At 75.4% G+C, this 17,890-nt stretch carries 15 protein-coding genes; 7 read left to right on the top strand and 8 right to left on the bottom strand.

Annotation, left to right across the window (positions count from 1 at the left end; genetic code table 11):
- The first annotated feature begins 177 nt into the window (after nucleotides 1-177).
- The gene (locus SM452_RS29780) at nucleotides 178-831 is read left to right on the top strand and encodes a COG4315 family predicted lipoprotein (RefSeq protein WP_047893130.1); all 654 of its coding nucleotides are present in this window, start codon (nucleotides 178-180) and stop codon (nucleotides 829-831) included.
- A gap of 148 nt (nucleotides 832-979) precedes the next feature.
- Entirely contained in the window at nucleotides 980-1,894 is a 915-nt protein-coding gene (locus SM452_RS29775; RefSeq protein ID WP_047893129.1) for a DNA-3-methyladenine glycosylase family protein, read from the top strand.
- Nucleotides 1,895-1,898: 4 nt separating this feature from the next.
- Here the strand turns inward: SM452_RS29775 and SM452_RS29770 are convergent, their stop codons facing one another.
- Nucleotides 1,899-2,420 carry a DUF1990 family protein gene (locus SM452_RS29770; protein WP_463841168.1) on the bottom strand — a complete coding sequence of 174 codons (522 nt, stop codon included), beginning with the start codon at nucleotides 2,418-2,420 and terminating at the stop codon, nucleotides 1,899-1,901.
- 55 nt (nucleotides 2,421-2,475) lie between these two features.
- Between SM452_RS29770 and SM452_RS29765 the strand changes: the two genes are divergently transcribed.
- The gene (locus SM452_RS29765; protein ID WP_262013496.1) at nucleotides 2,476-2,964 is read left to right on the top strand and encodes a GNAT family N-acetyltransferase; all 489 of its coding nucleotides are present in this window, start codon (nucleotides 2,476-2,478) and stop codon (nucleotides 2,962-2,964) included.
- Here SM452_RS29765 and SM452_RS29760 read toward each other — a convergent pair.
- Both SM452_RS29760 and SM452_RS29755 read right to left on the bottom strand, forming a co-directional pair.
- The gene (locus SM452_RS29760; RefSeq protein ID WP_262013497.1) at nucleotides 2,939-3,361 is read right to left on the bottom strand and encodes an SRPBCC family protein; all 423 of its coding nucleotides are present in this window, start codon (nucleotides 3,359-3,361) and stop codon (nucleotides 2,939-2,941) included. The genes SM452_RS29765 and SM452_RS29760 overlap by 26 nt on opposite strands.
- Nucleotides 3,362-3,603: 242 nt before the next feature.
- Nucleotides 3,604-3,816, bottom strand: coding sequence for a hypothetical protein (locus SM452_RS29755; protein WP_262013498.1), 213 nt, complete (start codon nucleotides 3,814-3,816; stop codon nucleotides 3,604-3,606).
- A 136-nt stretch (nucleotides 3,817-3,952) separates the two neighbouring features.
- Between SM452_RS29755 and SM452_RS29750 the strand changes: the two genes are divergently transcribed.
- Both SM452_RS29750 and SM452_RS29745 read left to right on the top strand, forming a co-directional pair.
- Nucleotides 3,953-5,065, top strand: a complete 1,113-nt coding sequence (locus SM452_RS29750) for an ATP-dependent DNA ligase (RefSeq protein ID WP_262013499.1) — start codon at nucleotides 3,953-3,955, stop codon at nucleotides 5,063-5,065.
- Nucleotides 5,066-5,099: 34 nt separating this feature from the next.
- Nucleotides 5,100-6,689 (top strand): alpha/beta hydrolase, encoded by a 1,590-nt coding sequence (locus SM452_RS29745; RefSeq protein WP_457608808.1) that lies wholly within the window; start codon nucleotides 5,100-5,102, stop codon nucleotides 6,687-6,689.
- A gap of 52 nt (nucleotides 6,690-6,741) precedes the next feature.
- On the opposite strand, the gene SM452_RS29740 is transcribed toward SM452_RS29745, so the two are convergent.
- A complete protein-coding gene (locus SM452_RS29740; RefSeq protein ID WP_047893125.1) occupies nucleotides 6,742-8,016 on the bottom strand; it encodes a YncE family protein in 1,275 nt (424 codons plus the stop codon).
- A gap of 172 nt (nucleotides 8,017-8,188) precedes the next feature.
- Here SM452_RS29740 and SM452_RS29735 point away from each other — a divergent pair, with 172 nt between their 5' ends.
- Both SM452_RS29735 and SM452_RS29730 read left to right on the top strand, forming a co-directional pair.
- Nucleotides 8,189-9,337, top strand: coding sequence for an RsbRD N-terminal domain-containing protein (locus tag SM452_RS29735; protein WP_463841167.1), 1,149 nt, complete (start codon nucleotides 8,189-8,191; stop codon nucleotides 9,335-9,337).
- Between the two features lie 146 nt (nucleotides 9,338-9,483).
- Nucleotides 9,484-9,936: a GNAT family N-acetyltransferase gene (locus SM452_RS29730; protein WP_355507175.1), complete on the top strand. Its 453-nt coding sequence runs from the start codon at nucleotides 9,484-9,486 to the stop codon at nucleotides 9,934-9,936.
- A 46-nt stretch (nucleotides 9,937-9,982) separates the two neighbouring features.
- Here SM452_RS29730 and SM452_RS29725 read toward each other — a convergent pair whose 3' ends face one another.
- The 4 genes from SM452_RS29725 to SM452_RS29710 are packed head-to-tail and all read right to left on the bottom strand — an operon-like array spanning nucleotide 9,983 to nucleotide 17,649.
- Complete coding sequence (locus tag SM452_RS29725) at nucleotides 9,983-10,708, bottom strand: ABC transporter ATP-binding protein (protein WP_047893123.1); 726 nt, start codon at nucleotides 10,706-10,708, stop codon at nucleotides 9,983-9,985.
- Entirely contained in the window at nucleotides 10,708-11,742 is a 1,035-nt protein-coding gene (locus SM452_RS29720) for an ABC transporter ATP-binding protein (RefSeq protein ID WP_047893122.1), read from the bottom strand. The genes SM452_RS29725 and SM452_RS29720 overlap by 1 nt, the downstream gene beginning before the upstream one ends.
- Nucleotide 11,743: 1 nt before the next feature.
- Complete coding sequence (locus SM452_RS29715; RefSeq protein WP_463841166.1) at nucleotides 11,744-14,467, bottom strand: FtsX-like permease family protein; 2,724 nt, start codon at nucleotides 14,465-14,467, stop codon at nucleotides 11,744-11,746.
- On the bottom strand, nucleotides 14,464-17,649 hold the full coding sequence (locus SM452_RS29710) for an ABC transporter permease (RefSeq protein WP_463841165.1): 3,186 nt from the start codon (nucleotides 17,647-17,649) through the stop codon (nucleotides 14,464-14,466). The genes SM452_RS29715 and SM452_RS29710 overlap by 4 nt, the downstream gene beginning before the upstream one ends.
- Between the last annotated feature and the right edge of the window lie 241 nt (nucleotides 17,650-17,890).

Here is a 17,890-nt window from a genome sequence, read left to right as displayed (position 1 = left end):
TGGGCCACCCGGCGCCGTCGTGTCGTGCCCGGCCGGCGGACCCCCTCGTGCTGACGCACGCGCGGCGACGCCCATCGGTTCAATCGGTCCACTGTGAAATGTGCCACCCCTGCGGGTTCAACCTTGACAGCGCCGCGCCCGTACTACTCGGCGAACTGCCAAGAACGAGGAGGGCACGTGGCACACCACAAGCGGACGACCGTCATCGTCGCGAGCGCGATGGTCGCACTTACGGCCTGCGCCCCAGCAGGCTACAACGGGGCGAACTCGGGCGCGGCCGAGCCGGTCGCCGTCGCCGCGGCCGAACCCACCGCGGCGGCCGAACCGGAGGCGTCGGCGGCTCCCGAGGAGGAGCCGGTAGCGGACAAGGCGCCCCCGGCCAACGTGAAGATCACCGACGAGCTGGTCGGCAAGAAGTTGCCCCGGATGGGCCGCGTCGTCACCGACCAGGACGGCTGGGTGCTGTACCGGTTCGACAAGGACTCCGACGATCCGCCGCAGTCCAACTGCGTGGACAAGTGCGCCGAGGTCTGGCCGCCGTCGCTCACCGACGGCAACCCGAAGCTGCAGGGCGTCTCCGACGACAAGGTCGGCACCATCACCCGCCAGGACGGCACCCGGCAGCTCACCATCGGCGGCTGGCCGGTCTACCGCTACATCGGCGACAAGAAGCCCGGCCAGTGGAAGGGCCAGGGCGTCGGCGGCACCTGGTTCGTGGTCGACCCGAACGGCAAGAAGAACCTGACCTGCCTGCCGACCGGCACGCCCAAGGCGGTCGCGCCGCCCGCGGCCGGCAGCTCCTCCGGTGGCGGCTCGGACTACTCGTACTGACGCACCAGGACACGGTGACCGGTCGCCGCCGGGGAGGGCGCGGCCGGTCATCGTCGCGAACCCCGGGAGGCGGGCCGCACCGGCATCGGCCCGCCTCCCGGCCAGGCGTGCCCGGCGTCACGGCCGGGCCGCGTGGCAGAGTGGCCTGGTGACCTCGCCCGACGCCCGCCGTACGCTGCGCCCGCCGGCCGGCTACCGCCTGGCCCCGTCGGTGCGGGCGCTCACGTTCAGCCCGTACGACCCGTGCGCGCGGATCGCCGCCGGCACGTTCTGGTGGGCCACCCGCACCCCGGACGGCCCGGCCACGCTGGCGCTGCGCCCGGAGGCCGGCGAACTGACCGCCGAAGGGTACGGCCCGGGCGCCGGCTGGGTGGTCGAGCGGGCCGACCGGATCGCCGGGCTGCGCGACGACCTGACCGGGTTCGCGGCGCTCGCCGGCGCGCATCCGCTGGTGGCCCGCCTCGCGCACACGCACCACGGGCTGCGGATGCCCGCCACCGGCCAGATCTTCCCCCGGCTGCTGCGGGCCGTCTTCGAGCAGAAGGTCACCGGCAAGGAGGCGTACCGGGCCTACGCCGCCACCGTGCGGCACTTCCGCGAGCCCGCCCCCGGCCCGCTGCAACCCCTGCTGCTGCCGCCGGAGCCGGCCGCGGTGGCGGCCACGCCGTACTGGGTGTTCCACCCGTTCGGGGTCGAGCAGCGGCGCGCCGACACGCTGCGCCGCGCGGCGGCCGTCGCGGACCGGCTGGAACGCTGCGCCGACTCGGCCGAGGCCACCCGGCGGCTCACCGCGATCCCCGGTATCGGGCCGTGGACCGCCGCCGAGGTGGTGCGCATCGCGTACGGCGACCCGGACGCGGTCAGCGTCGGCGACTACCACGTGCCGAACACCGTCGCCTGGGCGCTGGCCGGCGAGCCGCGTGGCGACGACGCCCGGATGCTGGCGCTGCTGGAGCCGTTCCGGGGCCACCGCGGCCGGGTGTGCGTGCTGCTGGAGGCGGCGGGCGTGCAGGCGCCGAAGTACGGCCCGCGCGCCCCGATCCGCTCCTTCGCCCGCTACTGACCGCTCAGCGCCGCCGGCACAGCCGCCGCAGCGTGCGCCCCAGCCACCAGGCGTACGCCCGCTGGAAACCGAGCACGACCGGCCCGCCGGCCCGCACGTACCAGTGCGCCGGGCGGCTGAACGCGGTCACCTCGAACCAGACGCCGTCGGCGCCCCGGGTCACCAGGAACGCCTCCTCACCGACCTCCGGGTGCCCGGGCAGCGTGCCGTAGCCGAACCCGGCCCGATCCGGCTCGTCCACCGTCCACACCACCTCGGTCGGCCCCCACAGCCGCACCGGGCCGACACCGACCCCCGGCGTGACCCGTACCCCGGGGGCGGCGCGCGGCGCGTCCGCGCGCATCACCACGCCTGCGGCGCGGTGCAGCCGCCAGCCCAGCACCGCGTCCGCCGCCAGCGGGAAACCGCCGTCCGGCAGCCGGACCCGGTGGCGCAGGTGGTGGTAACCGGCCGGCAGGCCGCCGTCGCGGGTCGCGCCCACCTCCGGGTACGTCAGCTCCGGCACGCCTGTCACCTCCCCGCTCATGGGAACACCCCCGCCAGCGTACGGCCGCCCGGGAGCGCTGTGGTGAGCTGAGCCGGTGACCGACGTGACCATCGCCCCCGCCGGCCTCGCCGACGCCGGGGAGATCCTCACCGTGCAGCGTGCCGCGTACCTGGTGGAGGCGCAGCGCTACCGCGACGTGTTCCTGCCGCCGTTGACCGAGACGCTGGACGAGGTGCGGGCGGCGCTGACCGGGCCGGACGTGGTGCTCGCCGCCCGGCGCGGCACCCGCCTGGTCGGCTCGGTACGCGCCCGCCTCGACGGCGACACCGCCCACGTGGGCCGCCTCTCGGTCGCGCCCGACCAGCAGGGCCGGGGCGTCGGCGGGCGGCTGCTGGACGCCGTCGAGCACGCCTGCGCCGGCCGGGTGACCCGGTTCGCGCTGTTCACCGGCGCGGACAGCGCGGCGAACCTGTCCCTGTACGCGGGCCGCGGCTACCGGGTGGTGGCACACCGGCCGGATGAGAACGGCAACCGCCTCGCCGTGCTGGAGAAGACGGTCAGTTCCGCTCACAGCGGCGCTTGAGCCCGTCCGCCTCCTGCCGCAGATAGCGGCGCATCATCGACCCGCCGAGCAGTCCGATCAGCCAGGCCAGCGGCCCGGTCTGCACCAGGACCAGCTCGGCCCGGGTGCGCCCGTCGTCGAGCGGCACCAGCCGGTGCTCACCACGGGTACGCACGCCGGGGCTCGCCGACTCCCAGGCGAACGAGTACGGGGGATAGATCTCCACGACCCGCCACACCGCCGGGCGCAGCCGGGGCTGCTCCAGCCGGGCTGTCGAACCGAGGAGCAGCGGACCGGGCTCCAGCCGGCGGGCGGCGGTGACCGACGGTGTCCACTCCGGCCAGCGCTCGACGTCGCTCTGCACTTCCCAGACCCGCTCGACGTCGGCGGCGATCTCGACGGACTCGGTGAACCGCATCGGCGTTCCTCCCCCGTGGACGGTCCCCCCAGGCTATGCCCGCGCTCCGCTCCCGCGCCGCCCCACTCGCCGCCCCTCGCCCCGCTCGCCCGCTCGCCCGCTCGCCCGCTCGCCCGCTCGCCCGCTCGCCCGCTCGCCCGCTCGCCTCGATCTTGGAGTTGTGGCGCCCAGGATGTCCGTTCGGCGGGATTTGTGAGGTGCCACAACTCCAAGATCGGCGGTTCGCCGGGCCGGCCGGAGGGTCAGGCGGCTTCGTGGAGGTCGGCCAGGGTGACCGGGGCGTAGCGCTTCAGCAGGCGCTCCAGCTCGGTGACCGAGCCGACCTCGCCGAGGACGTTCACGCCGCCGCCGTGCTCCGGCGGATAGCGGTGCGCCAGCCGGTAGCGGTAGCGGCCACGGATCAACTCGACGCTGACCCGCCAGCGCCCGCAGCATTCGCAAATCCACTCCGGCACGCCGCGACGGTAGCTCTGACCTGCGGTTTCACCATTCGGGCGGCGGTGACGAACGCGGCCGGTGCGGGACACGCCGCCCGGCCACCGGCGGTGATCTGCGCCACCACTGTCGGTGGGGTCTGGTTGACTGGTCGCCGTGGACCTGCCGATCAACCCTCCGGTCGAGCCGATGCTCGCCAAGAGCGTGGCCCAGTTGCCGACCGATGCCGGCCTGACCTACGAGCCGAAGTGGGACGGCTTCCGCTGCATCGTGTTCCGCGACGGCGACGAGGTCGAGCTGGCCAGCCGGGGCGGCAAGTCGATGACGCGCTACTTCCCCGAGGTGGTCGAGCAGGCCCGCCGGCAGCTCCCGGCCCGCTGCGCGGTCGACGGCGAGCTGATCGTGATCCGGCGGGACGGCCCGGGCGGGCAGCCGCGGCTCGACTTCGAGCTGCTGGCCCAGCGCATCCATCCGGCCGCCTCCCGGGTGAAGCTGCTGGCCGAGACCACGCCGGCCGACTTCGTCGCGTTCGACCTGCTGGCGATCGACGACGAGCTGCTCATCGACCAGCCCTATCCGCAGCGGCGGGAGCGGCTGGAGCAGGCGTTGTCCAAGGTGCGCCCGCCGGTGCACGTGACCCAGGTGACCACCGACCCGGAGACGGCCCGCCGCTGGTTCGACGTGTTCGAGGGCGCCGGGCTGGACGGGCTGATCGTCAAGCCGGCCGACCTGCCGTACGAGCCGGGCAAGCGGCTCATGTCCAAGGTCAAGCACGCGCGCACGATGGACGCGGTGGTGGCCGGTTTCCGCTGGCACAAGTCCGGTCCGGTGGTCGGCTCGCTGCTGCTCGGCCTCTACGACGACGACGGCGTGCTGCACCACATCGGCGTCAGCTCCTCGTTCACCATGGCCCGCCGCAAGGAGCTGCTCGACGAGCTGGAGCCCTACCGCGACGTCGGCGGCGAGCACCCGTGGGTGCACGGCGACCACGAGCGGGGTCAGCGCATCCCGGGCGGGGTCAGCCGGTGGACCGGCGGCAAGAACCTGGAGTGGGAGCCGCTGCGCCCGGCGCTGGTGGTCGAGGTGGCGTACGACGCGATGGAGGGCGACCGGCTGCGGCACACCGCCCGGTTCGTGCGCTGGCGTCCCGACCGTGATCCCCGCTCCTGCGACTACGGCCAGCTCGACCGCCCGATCCGTTACGACGTCGACGAGGTGCTGCGCGGCGATCCGGCGGCGACGGTCGGTGACACCCGCGGCCGGGCGTAGCCTGACGGTCGACACGATCATGGAGGGCGCCCACGTGACCCGCTTCCCCGACCGGACCCGCCGGTTCCGGCCCGTCCTGGCCGCGTTCGTCGCGGCGGTGGTACTCACCGCCGGCTGCACGCTGCCGGCGTTCGCCCCGCGCGCCGAGAGCGAGGGCGAGGCCGCCCCGCCGGGTACCGCACCGGAGTGGCGGGCCTGCCCGGAGGTGCCCGACGAGCTGGTCGGCCGGGGCGCGGCGGACATGCGCTACGACTGCGCCCGGATCGCGGTGCCGCGCAACTGGGGCACCGGGGCCACCACCGGCGCGACCGCCGGGCCGGGCGCCGGTGAGACGTTCGAGATCGCGCTGATCCGGGCCCGCTCGACCAAGCAGCGCGACCGGATCGGCTCCCTGGTGATCAACCCGGGCGGTCCCGGCGCGTCCGGCGTCGACACCGCCGTCTACCTGTCCTTCGGCCCGGCGTTCGGCGGCCTGCCGACGGCGATCACGGACCGGTTCGACATCGTCGGCTTCGACCCGCGCGGGGTGGCCCGGTCCAGCCCGGTCAAGTGCATCTCCGACGCCGACCTGGACGCCAGCTTCGGCTACGACCCCGACCCGGAGAGCCAGTCGTCGTTCGACGGATTCGTCGGTCTCAACCGGCGCATCGGCGAGCGGTGCGGCGCGAAGTACGGCGACCAGCTCCCGCTCTACGGCACCGAGCAGGCCGCGCGGGACATGGACGCGGTCCGCGCGGCGGTCGGTGACGACAAGCTGACCTATCTCGGCTACTCGTACGGCACGCTGCTCGGCGCGACCTACGCGCAGCTCTACCCGCAGCGCGTGCGCGCCCTGGTGCTCGACGGCGCGGTCGACCCGCAGCAGAAGCTGATCGCCGGGTCGGAGAGCCAGGCGAAGGGCTTCGAGCGGGCGTTCGACAACTTCGCCGACTGGTGCGCGGCGAACGCCGGCCGCTGCCCGATCGCTCCGGACGCCCGGGGCGCGGTCACCGACGCGATCGCCAAGGCGAAGGTCTCCCCGGTCCGCGCGCAGGACGGCCGCAAGGCCACCGCGGGCTGGGTCTTCTACGCGGTGATCTCCTCGCTCTACACCGAGCAGGGCTGGCAGGAGCTGGCCCGGTCGATCGACGACCTGCAGGGCGGCGACCCGGACGGCGTGTTCAAGCTGGCCGACTCGTACGCGGGCCGCGAGCCGGACGGGCACTACTCCAACCTGTTCGACGCCAACCTGGCGGTCAACTGCGCCGACGAGACCGAGAAGCCGTCCCGCGAGCAGGTCCGCTCGTTGCAGTCGCAGTGGCGGCAGAAGTACCCGCTGTTCGGTCCCGCCCTGGCGGTGGGGATGCTGGGCTGCGTGGAGTGGCCCGGTGAGCGGGATCCGTACCCGACCGGCCGGGCGAACGGCGCGCCGCCGATCCTGGTCGTAGGCACCACTGGTGACCCGGCCACGCCGTACGAGCAGACGCCGGCGCTCGCGTCGATGCTCGGCGTGGGACGGGTGCTGACCTGGGAGGGCGAGGGGCACACCGCCTACCCGCAGACGTCGTGCGTGACCTCGGCGGTCGACGCGTACCTGATCTCGCTGACCGTCCCCCGGGAGGGGCTGCGCTGCCCCGCCCGGTGACGGTCCGGCCGGCGGCCGGGGAGCCGGACGCCGGCCGGTCGAACGCCGCCGGTCAGCCGGCGGCCGGGGGCGTCCAGCCCTCCGCGATGTGCCCGATTCGGACGCGCTGGGGGTGGTCGCCGACCGGGACGCTCGCGACCTTCTGCCCGGTCGCGAAGTTGATCGCGGTGACCTGATCCGCGCCGGATTCGGAGATCACGCAGTCCCGGCCGTCCCCGCTGACGGTGGCCCAGTACGGCTTGCTCGCCGGCACCAGCGGCCCCTCCCGCAGCGTGGCCCGGTCCAGCACCGTGGCGTAGTCGTCCATGGTGCCGGCGACGCAGATCCGGGTGCCGTCGGGGCTCATCGACAGGCCGTGGTGGCGGGAGTCGTTGACCCAGGTGGTGCGGTCCTCGCTGGTGGCCGGGTTCTTCGGCAGCGTGGCGACGCGGGTGACCCGGTCGGTGGCCACGTCGTACTCGACCAGGCCGTTGAAGAAGGACACCTGGAAGTAGAGCCGGCTGCCGTCGGGGGTGAACACGGCGGGACGAACCGCGTCGGAGAGGTCCCGGCGGCCGGCGGCGTCCAGCCGGTCCCGCATGTCGATCACCTTGACCACCTGGTACGTGCCGGTGTCGGCGACGGTGATCCGGCGGTCGCCCTTGGTCCAGTCGAGCCACGGCGCGTCCAGGTCGGTGTTTACCTCGCCGATGGACATGTTCCACAGCCGGGTGCCGCCGTCGGTGTAGATGTTCTCGTGCGGCTTGTCGCCGGCGCCGAACGAGCCGAGTTGCGCGCCGGTGCGGATGTCCAGCACGTGCACCGTGTTGGAGGTGGAGGCGGAGACCGCGACCCGGGTGCCGTCCGGCGAGACGGCCATGTGGTCGGCGCGGTAGCCGGAGACCGGGAACCGCCAGCGCAGCGCGCCGGTGGCCAGGTCGATCGAGACGACGTCGGCGAAGCTGGGCCGGGACACCACCAGCGCGGTGCCGTCCGGCGTGGTGTACATGTCGTCGATGAGCTGGTCGTGGCCCTCCCCCGGGCCCTGCCGGATGCCGAGGAAGAACGCCAGCTTGATCGGGTTGAGGTAGATCTCGCGCAGCCGCGCGGCGCGGTCCGGGATCACGTTGATCCGGCCGAGCCTGGCGTAGTCGCCGCGGGACCGGATCACGTCGGCGGTGCCGTCCCAGTTGTTGCCGACGAACATCACCTCCTGGAGCGCCGCCGCGGCGGCGGCCGGCGCGGGCGCGGTCACCAGCGGCGCCGGCGCGACCAGGGCGAGCGCGGCCAGCACGGCCAGGCCGGCACGGCGGCGGGTACGGGACGGGTGCTGTGGCACGGGTGTCATGGACGCCTCCTGGCAGCCGGTACGACATCGACGTTTCTCAGTGGCGCGAGCGGTGTTACCTTGCGGTAACAACCAGGAGAGCAACCGGCCGCCCGCCCGGGCTAGGGACCCGACGCCAACGCCCGCGCGGCCCGGTTGTGCCGCGTCGACAACCGGAGGGCGGCGGACGCCGATGACCCGGATCGGACAGGCCCCGACGTTCGGCGCGCTGCTGCGCGACCTGTCCGCCGATCCGGCCGCCGTCGACGAGGTGGCGCGGGCGGCCCGCGCGGACTCCCCCGAGGTGGCCCGGCTGCCGGCCGACGAGGTACGCCGCCAGGTCGTGCTGCTGCTGACCAGCGGCCTGGGCGCGCTGGAACGCCGTGAGGACCCGGCCGGACGCGACTTCGCCGAGGCCCGCCGGCTGGGCGCGGACCGGGCCGCGCAGGGCGTCTCCGTCGCCGGGCTGCTGCGCGGGGTGCAGGCCGGGCGGGACCGCGCGGTGGAACTGGTGGTCCGGCACGGCCGCGCCGCCGGCATCCCCGACGAGGTGCTGCTGGAAGGTCTGCTCACCATCGGCCGGTACGCCGCGGCGGTGGAGCGGGCGGTGGTCGACGGGCACCGCGGCGCTGAGCGGGAGCTGGCCCGTACCGGCGCGGCGGCTCGGGCGCACCTGCTGCGGCGACTGCTGCGCGACGGCCCCGCGGGCCTGTCCCCGGCCGAGCTGACCCGGTTCGGGCTGCGGCCGGACGGGCGCTACCACTGCCTGGTGGCCGCGCCACCGGACCCGGTTCGGGCGTACGCGCTGCACCGGCAGCTCACCGCGCGGGGCGGCCTGCTCGGCACGGTCGGGGACCGGCTGGCCGGGCTGCTGCCGCGACCGCCCGACGCCGCACCGGCCGACCTGCTGACGCTTGTGGCGCCCGCGCAGCCGCTGGCGCGGGCCCCGGCCATGTACGCGCTCTGCCTGGCGGCCCTCGCCACGGCGGCGAACCGGCGGCTGCGCGGGCTGCATCAGGTCACCGACCTGGCCGGGGAGACCGCGCTCGCCGCCCAGCCGCTGCTGGCCGAACTGCTGCGCGGCACGCTGCTCGGCGCGCTCGACCCGGCCGACGAGTTCCACCGGGAGCTGGCGGGCACCGCGCTCGCCTGGCTGCACCACGGCCAGCGGCTGGACCAGACGGCCGCCGAGCTGCACGTCCACCCGAACACGGTGCGCTACCGGCTGCGGCGGCTGCGGGAGCTGACCGGCGGGCCACCGGTCGAGGAGGGGGCGCGGTGCACGGTGCCGGAGACCGTGCACTGGTGGTGGGCGCTGCGGAGCTGGCTGGACGACCGCTGACCACTGACGGCGCAACCAGGCGACGCGACCCGGACGGCGCATTCGGGCGACGCATTCGGGCGACGCAACCGGGCGGCACGACCGGGCGACGCGACGGGACGCCGCCCGGGCCGCACCGGCGCGCGGCGCTGTGCCAGGCTGGCCCGGTGACCGAGGTGATCTTCCGGGAGGCGGTTCGCGCCGACCTGCCCGCCGTGCTCGCGCTGCTCGCCGACGACGTGCTGGGCCGCACCCGCGACCTGCCCGAGGTGGACGGGGCGTACGAGCGGGCCTTCGCCGACCTGGACGCGGACCCGCGCAACCATCTGATCGTGGCCGACGACGGCGGGGAGCTGGTGGGCTGTTTCCAGCTCACGTACATCCCGGGGCTGGGCCGGCACGGCGCCGAACGCTGCCTGATCGAGTCGGTGCGGGTCCGTTCCGACCGGCGCGGCCGAGGGCTGGGCGGGACGATGATGCGCTGGGCGATCGACCGGGCCCGGGAGCACGGCTGCGCGCTGGTGCAGCTCACCACCGACAAGCAGCGCGCCGACGCGCACCGGTTCTACCGCGACCTGGGCTTCGTGGCCAGCCACGAGGGCATGAAGCTGGCGCTCTGACCCGGCACCGGGCCGCCGCCCGAAGGCGCGCGGCCCGGCACCCGGATCAGTCCTCCGACACCAGCCGGCCGTCGCGCAGTGTGAGCGTACGGTCGGCCAGCTCGATCAGCGCCGGGTCGTGCGTGGCGACCAGCGCGGTCATGCCCCGGGCGTGCACCACAGCACGCAGCAGGTCCATGATCGACCGCCCTGTCTCGGAGTCGAGCTGACCGGTCGGCTCGTCGGCGATCAGCAGGTCCGGCTCGTTAGCCAGCGCCCGGGCCACCGCCACCCGCTGCTGCTGGCCGCCGGACAGCTCGTACGGGCGCTGCGCCGCGTGCCCACCCAGCCCGACGAGTTCCAGCAGCACCGCCACCCGCTGCTCCCGCTCGGCCGCCGGCACCTTCGCCAGCCGCAGCGGCACCCCGACGTTCTCCGCCGCGGACAGGATCGGCACCAGGCCGAACGTCTGGAACACGAACCCGATGGTGCCCCGGCGCAGCGACAGCAGCTCCCGCTCACCCGCGGCGGTGACGTCGTGCCCGGCCACCCGGATCCGCCCGGCGTCCGGCCGGTCCAGGCCGCCGACCAGGTTCAGCAGCGTGGTCTTGCCGGCGCCGGAGCGGCCCCGGACGGCGACCAGCTCGCCGCGTCCCGCAGTGAACGAGACGTCCCGTACGGCGTGCACGGCGTGCTCCCCCTTGCCGAAGGTGCGGCTCACCCCCTCGACCCGGACCACGTCGTCGACGGCCGTCCCCGGCTCCGCCGGCAGCACCACTGTCTGGTCGGTCATCACTCACTCTCCTCGGCGTGCGTCCGGTCGCCGGGGCGCACCTCGACGTGGTCGGGTTCCAGGTTGAGCCGGACCCGGTCGCGCAGGGACAGCGCCTCCACGAACTGCGCCGGCAGTTGCATCCGGCCGGTGCGGTCGAGCACCGCGTACTCCTCGCTGACCATCTCGGTGCCGCCGTCGGCGGTGACGCGTGCGGTCCGGCGTACCTCGGAGGCGGTCCGGCCGTCGCGGATCGCGACGGTACGGCGGACCTGGCCGGCCACGGCGTGGTCGTGGGTGACCACCACGATGGTGACCCCCAGTTCGGCGTTGATGGTGCGCAGCGCGGCGAAGACCTCGGCGCCGGTGGCCTCGTCCAGCTCACCGGTCGGCTCGTCGGCGAAGAGGATCTCCGGGTCGTTGGCGACCGCCACGGCGACCGCGCAGCGCTGCTGCTCGCCGCCGCTCATCTGGCCCGGCCGGCGGTCCGCGCAGTAGCCGACGCCCACCATGTCCAGCAGCTCGCGGGCCCGTTCCCGCCGCTTGCGCCCGCCGCCGGCCCGTCCGGCGAGCTTCATCGGCAGTTCCACGTTCTCCAGCGCGGTCAGGTACGGCAGCAGGTTGCGGCCGGTCTGCTGCCAGATGAACCCGACCACGTCCCGCCGGTACGCGAGCCGCCGCTTGTTCGACAGCGACAGCAGGTCGTAGTCGGCGACCCGGGCGATGCCGGCGGTCGGGGTGTCCAGCCCGGACAGGATGTTCAGCAGCGTCGACTTGCCGGAGCCGGACGCGCCGACGATCGCGACCAGCTCGCCCCGGTCGATGACCAGGTCGAGGCCCTGGAGCGCGACGACCTCGACGCCCTCGGTCTTGAAGATGCGCACCAGGCCGTCGCAGACGATGTGCCCGCGCAGCCGGTCGCGCCCGCCGGCCCGTTCGGCGGCCCGCTGGGCGGCGCGCTGTTGCAGCGACGCCAGGTCCGGTACGGCCGACGACGGTTCGTCACGCGGCGTGAGACGCGCCGGGCCCGGGTGGCCGGAAGCGGTCGCGGTCATGTCAGCTCTCCTCTCCGAGCCGCAGCACCTCGCCGAGGCGCAACCGGCGGTTGTTCACGGCTTCCACGGTGATCGCGAAGCCGAGGGCCAGCATGGCCAGGACCGACACCCCGGCCACCAGGCCGGGTTCGAAACTCGGGCGCACCTCCACGCCCCCGGTGAAGGCGGGCAGCCCGAGCACCGGTGTGAGCAGCAGCGGCAGCAACGCGCCGACCACCGCCCCGGTGAGCACCGACACCAGCACCAGCGGCGTCAGCTCCACCATCAGCAGGCCGCGCCACTGCCGGCGGGACAGGCCCATCGTGCGCAGCCGGGACAGCACCTGCCCGCGCGAGCGGGCCCCGGCGAGCACCGCGAGCGCGAGCCCGAGCAGCCCCAGCGCGGCGCCGCCTCCGGCGCCGAGCACGAAGCCGAACACCAGCAGGCCGTTCACGCCGGTGCCGCCCAGGTCGGCGCGCACGGCCGCCCGGGTCGTCACCTCCGGCGCGCGGGCCTTGTCCCCGGCGTCGACACCGCCGATGCGCAGGTAGCGCCGCTGCCCGTCCCGCGCCACCCGGTCCACCTCGGCCGCGTCCACGCCGGACCCGGCGAGCACGAAACCGGTGGGCGCGAGCTGGTGCGGCGCGTCGGCCGGCAACGCTGGCCACGGCAGCACCACGAACCGGCGTACGCCCTCGCCGACGAGCGCGAACCCGTCGACCGTGGCGGCGGTCCGCACCGGCAGCCGGTTGCCCTGCACGTCCAGCCAGGCGGGCCGCTCGCCCCGGGCGTCGGCGAGCCCGGCGTCGGCCAGTTCCTCGGCCACCGCCGGGGACACCAGCGCCGGCAGCGGCGTGCTCCCGTCGGCGCGGGCCCGCACCGGGTCGGGCACGTCCACCGGTACGCCGGCCTGCCGTGCCACGTCGGCGAACCGCTCCCCGTCCACGAGCACCACGCGCAGCTCGGTGATCGGGGCGGGGCGTCCGGCGCGGTCGGCGTACGGGCGTTCGGCCGGCACGGTGAGCAGCGGCGCGACAGCGCGTACCCCGGGCAGCCCGGCCAGCTTCTCCGCGGTGTCCGGCGTGAAGCGCTCCCCGCGTACCAGCAGGTCACCGGGCACGGCCTGGGCGGCGGCGGTGTCCCGGCCGGTCTCGATGCCGGTCGCCACCACGCCGCAGAACGCGGCGGTGGCGACGGCCAGCACCACCACGACCAGCGGCCCGGTGCTCGCGGCCCGGCCCGCCCGGGCGGTGCCGAGGAACGCGACGCTGCCACGCGCCCGGGCTGCGACGCGGCTGGCCAGCCGCAACGGCCAGGGGTACGCGCGCAGCGCCAGCAGCGCCGCCGCGATCGCCAGCAGCACCGGTACGGAGACCAGCAGCGGGTCCACCGAACCGGCGGTGAGCCCGCGGCGGCGCAGCAGGAACGCGCCGAGCACGGCGAGCCCGAGCACGACCACCTCGACGGTGAGCCGGACGGCGGGTGACCGGCCGCCCAGGTCGGCGCGGCCACCGGCCCGGCGGCCGACGGCGAGCGCGGCGAGCGGCGGCAGCAGCGTGGCCAGGAGCCCGGCGATCACCACCCAGCGCCACGACGCACCGGTGCCGGGCAGCAGCCCGCCGAGCAGCCAGCCGATCCCGGCCGCGGCCGGCAGCACCAGCAGCGATTCGGCCAGGCCGCGGCGCAGCACCGCGCCGGTCGAGCCGCCGCGGGCCCGGATCAGGTGGAACTCGGCGCGGCGGCGGCGCGCGGCCAGCCGGGCGGCGAGCAGCGTCAGCCCGGCCAGCGTGGCGAGCAGCCCGGCGGCGATGACCGCGAGCAGGGTCTGCGCGGCCGCGAGGGAGTCGGCGAAGCGCCGCAGCGGGATGTCCACGCCCTGGCTGAGCGTCGCCACGGCGGGACGGGTGCGCTCCAGCCCGTCGACCCCGGCGATGAGCGCGTCGAGGCGGCCCGGTTCGAGCCGGTCCGGGGCGATCCGGTACCGCCAGCCGAAGCTCACCGGCCAGCCGGTCGCGACGGCCTCGTCGACGCCCCCGTCGGCGGTGTAGGCGACGCCCACGAACGGGTCGCCGTCGCCCTCGGGCGGGGTGAGCTTCAGCATCGACGGAAGCGTGTCCCAGACGCCGTCGGCCGGGTCGTTCGGCCGCCACACGCCGACCAGTGCGACCGGGAGGGACTTGAGCACGTTGTCGTCCTGGTCGAGGATCAGGAGCAGGAACCGGTCGCCGGTCTTCACGCCGAGCGTGCCGGCGATCGTCTCGGCGAGCGTCACCTCGACCGCGCCGGCCGGCGTGATCCCGCTTTCCGGCCACCGCCCGTCGACAAGGGTGGCGGCCTCCCGGATGCCGGTACCGGCCCGCAGGTGCAGGTCGATGAGCCCTTTCTCGGGGGCCAGCGCCGGGCCGCGCAGCCGTCCGGGCACGGTCTGGGCGACGTACCAGCGCTGGCCGACGGTGTCCCGGACCACGCCCGGCATCGTGTTCTCGATCCGCGCCAGCTCGGCCGCGTGACCGGTCACGGCGGTCCTGGTCGTCGGCGGGAACGCGGTCGGCCCGGTGCTGTACGTGAGGTCGCGGCGGGCCACCGGCTGCCCGGCCACGTACTCGGTGAGGCCCTGCCCGGTCAGCCGGTCGGCGACCCGGGGCACGCCGGTGATCAGCAGGGCGGTCACCAGGGTCAGGACGGCGAGCAGCAGGAACTGCCCCCCGTATGCGCGAACCCGGCGCGCGGCACCAGGAAGGCTCATCGTTCTCCTCCGATCCGGAGCTGCGCGGCGGCGACCCGCTGGCGGATGCCTGTGGTGATGAGGGCGGCGAAGGCGAGCGCGGCGAGCAGCAGCCCGGCGGCCGTCGCCCCGATCGGCACCCAGGGCACTGTGAAGACCGCCTCGGGCACCGGCCGGCCGGCGGCCGGGGTGAGGATCACCAGCGGCACCATGGTGGCCGCGACGAGGGCACCGACGAGCATGCCGACGCCGACGCCGATCGCGGCCAGGAACGTCTGTTCCGCGAGGTACGCGCGGGCCAGCAGCCGGGTGTTCGCGCCGAGCGTGTTGAACACCGCGAACTCGGTGAGCCGGCGGCGGGTGGTGGCCCAGACGTCGACCGCCAGCCCGACCAGGGCGAGCAGCACCGAGCCGAGCGCGGCGGCCAGCAGCCCGGTGCGCGCGCCCTGCCAGTACGGATCCTCGGCGGCCTCGGCGGCCACCGCCCGCCGGTCCAGCAGCACCGTGCCGCCGGTCGAGGCGAGCGCGTCGGCGGCGGCGGTGTGCCCGCCGGGCGTGGTGCGCAGCCACCACTCGGCCACCGGCCGGACGCCGCCGCTGCGCTCCAGGAGCTGCGTGGTGGCGGTGGGCAGGTCCACCAGCACCCCGTCGCCCCCGGTGCCGGGGATCGCGGCGACCTGGCCGACCACAGTGACCTCGAGCGTCACCTCGGCGACGGACAGCTTGACCGTGTCGCCGGTCTTGACGCTCATCGCGGCGGCCACGCCGGGGGTGACGAGCACCGGCACCGGACGGTCCGGCGCCTGCGGCACCAGCGCGAACCGGGACGAGGGGATCCGGGCGAACTGCAACAGTCCGGCGGGCACGTCGAAGCCCTGCGTACCGTCGATCCGGGTCGGGCTCGCCTTCGCGGTGTCGCGCGGCCCGGCGCCCGGGTCGATCACCCGCCACGCCCCCTCCACCGGCACCGGCAGGGCCGCCCCGGCGGCGTCGGTGAGCCGCAGCTCGTCCAGGAGCAGCCGATAGGAACTGCCGGTGGCGTCGCCGCCGTCGGCCTCGACGCCGGCCAGGCGCAGCGGGACGCCGCCGCTGTCGGGCAGCGGCACCGAGAAACGCACCGGCTTTCCGTCCCCGCCGGCCTCGGCCAGCCGGACCCGCCAGGTGGCCCCGGCGTCGGTGGTGAACAACGCGGTCACCGCCACCCGGGGCCGGTCGAACATGCTCTCCACCGGGGTGCGCACGGTGCCGGACAGCGTCTTCGCCCCCTCGGGCAGGACGCCGCCGGCCGGCGCGGTCCGGCCGTTCGCGAGCCGGTCCAGCAGGGCGCCGGTAGACGCGTCACCGCCGGCGTCGTCGAGCCGGATCATCCCCTTCGCGGCGGCGGCGTCGAACGCCACCACGGTCGCCGGGCGCGCCTCACGGCCCACGCGTACGTCGTCGCGCCAGGCGGGCAGCACCCGGTCCACGCCCGGCACGGCGGCCAGCTGGGCGGCCCGATCCGCGGGGGCGGTGCCGTCCCGTTCGGTCAGCCGCAGGTCCGCGCCGACCGTGTGCTGCGCCTGGTCGCGCTGCGAGCGTTCCCAGGAGGCCACCAGCGACCAGGCGAGCGTGCTGCCGCCGACGGCGAGCGCGAGCAGCAGCACCGGGCCGGCGTGCGGGCGGCGGCCCGCCTGCCACATGCCGAACATGGTGGCGTTCCACGTGCGCCGGTCGACGAAGCGTTCCGCGAGCCGGGTGGTCGGCGGCAGCAGCCGCAGCGCGATCACCGCGCCGGCCAGCACGCCGATGGTGGGTGCGGCGGCCAGCAGCGGGTCGATGCCGAGGCTGCCGTTCGCGCCTGCGAGCGGCGAGGAGTACTGCCGCAGTTGGGTCCAGGCGAGCACGGCGAGGGCCACCAACGCGATGTCCACGCTCGCCCGCTGCACCGCCGCGCCCCGGGAGGGGCGGGACCGGGCCGCCATGTCCGCGACGTACGTGCCGGCCCGGCGCATCGCCGGCAGCACCATGGCGAGCAGGCAGCCGACCGCCGCGCCGACCGCCACCACCCACACCCGGGCCAGGTCGCCGTCGGCCAGCCCCAGGTCCGCGCCCAGGTAGCGGATCGCCTGCCCGGTCAGCGCCGGGGCCAGCAGCAGCGCCGGCGCCACCACGAGCGTCGCCTCGCGTACGGCCAGGCCGGCGATCTGCCCCCGGGCGGCGCCCCGGGCCCGCAGCAGCGCGGTCTGCGCCCGCCGGTCCTCGTTGAGCAGCGCGGCCACCAGCACCAGCGCGTACCCGCCGAGCACCACGATCAGCAGCAGCGGGGTGAGCAGCGCGGACCGGCCCACCAGGTCGGCCCGGCTGAGCCGGTCGACGAGCCGGTCCAGGTGGCTGACCTGCTGTGTCGAGGAGCCCAGGCCGGTGGCCTCGGGCAGCTTCCCGGTGATCTCGTCCAGCGCTGTGGTCACGGCGGGCAGCCGGGCCGGCTCGACCGCCACCAGGTCGGGGTCGACGACCCAGGCCGCCGACGTGGAGCCCGGGAAGGTACGGGCGAAGTCGGCCGGGTCGAGCGCGAACGGCCCGTACGAGGTGATCTCCGCGTCGCCCTGGCTCTCCCCCACCCCGGGGGCGAGACGCCAGTAGGCCTCGGCGGCGTCCCGGGGGCGCCACGTGCCCACGACCACCACGGTGCCGGCGCGTTCGGCGCCCCTGTCGTACAGCGGCACCCGCTCCCCGACCTCCAGGCTCAGTTGCGCGGCCACCTTCTCCGGCAACGTCACCTGCAACGGGTTGCTGCCGGGCACCGGCCACGCCCCGGCGGCCAGCTCGGCGTGCGCGGGCAGGTCGTCGAGCGTGGCGAGGTTGGCGAACATCGGATCGTCGTCGGTACGGGCGGCACCCACGTCACCGGTCAGCTCCCGCCCGGTCCCGGAGCGGGTCCCGGCCACGGTGACCGGAGCGCCGCCGAGCCCGTTCGCGAACTGTTCCCGTACCGCCCGGTCCCGCTTGGCGAACGCGGCGGCGTCGGCGCCGCCGGAGCCGCTGATCAGCAGGCTGCGTTCCTCGGCCGGGGCGGCGTCGAGCACCGCGCGGGCGCCCGCCTCGACCGCTCGGCGGTTGTAGTCGGAGAGCCCGGTGACCAACGCGACCGCGACGAGTGCCGCGACAGCGGCGGCGAGCAGCAGCCCACGGGCCTCTACCGCCCGCCTCCACACCAGCTTCATCCGACGTCCTCTCCTGGCCCCGGCGGGCCGATGCCGAGAGAGAGCAGTGACACCCCGCAAAAGGTTCGCGCCCGTTACATGATCGTTATCGGTCCCCCCACCCCGCCGCCGCCCCCCGCCGCCCCCCGCCGCCGCCCCTCCCCGTCGATCTGTGAGTGGGGTTGTCAAGTGGTGCGGTGGTGGTTGGTGATGGTGCGGTAGATCTGTCGGGCGATGTAGCGCTTGAGGCAGCGGGTGATTT

It is taken from the genome of Micromonospora sp. SYSU B005, from assembly GCF_055362685.1.
Note: the sequence above shows the minus strand (reverse complement) of the source record. Positions and strands in the feature narration are given on the sequence as shown.

Coding starts and splice junctions, on each gene's coding strand:
- SM452_RS29770 (WP_463841168.1), bottom strand. CDS start 2,420: ATGAGCGGGGAGGTGACAGGCGTGCCGGAGCTGACGTACCCGGAGGTG.
- SM452_RS29760 (WP_262013497.1), bottom strand. CDS start 3,361: ATGCGGTTCACCGAGTCCGTCGAGATCGCCGCCGACGTCGAGCGGGTC.
- SM452_RS29740 (WP_047893125.1), bottom strand. CDS start 8,016: ATGACACCCGTGCCACAGCACCCGTCCCGTACCCGCCGCCGTGCCGGC.
- SM452_RS29735 (WP_463841167.1), top strand. CDS start 8,189: ATGACCCGGATCGGACAGGCCCCGACGTTCGGCGCGCTGCTGCGCGAC.
- SM452_RS29725 (WP_047893123.1), bottom strand. CDS start 10,708: ATGACCGACCAGACAGTGGTGCTGCCGGCGGAGCCGGGGACGGCCGTC.
- SM452_RS29720 (WP_047893122.1), bottom strand. CDS start 11,742: ATGACCGCGACCGCTTCCGGCCACCCGGGCCCGGCGCGTCTCACGCCG.
- SM452_RS29715 (WP_463841166.1), bottom strand. CDS start 14,467: ATGAGCCTTCCTGGTGCCGCGCGCCGGGTTCGCGCATACGGGGGGCAG.
- SM452_RS29710 (WP_463841165.1), bottom strand. CDS start 17,649: ATGAAGCTGGTGTGGAGGCGGGCGGTAGAGGCCCGTGGGCTGCTGCTC.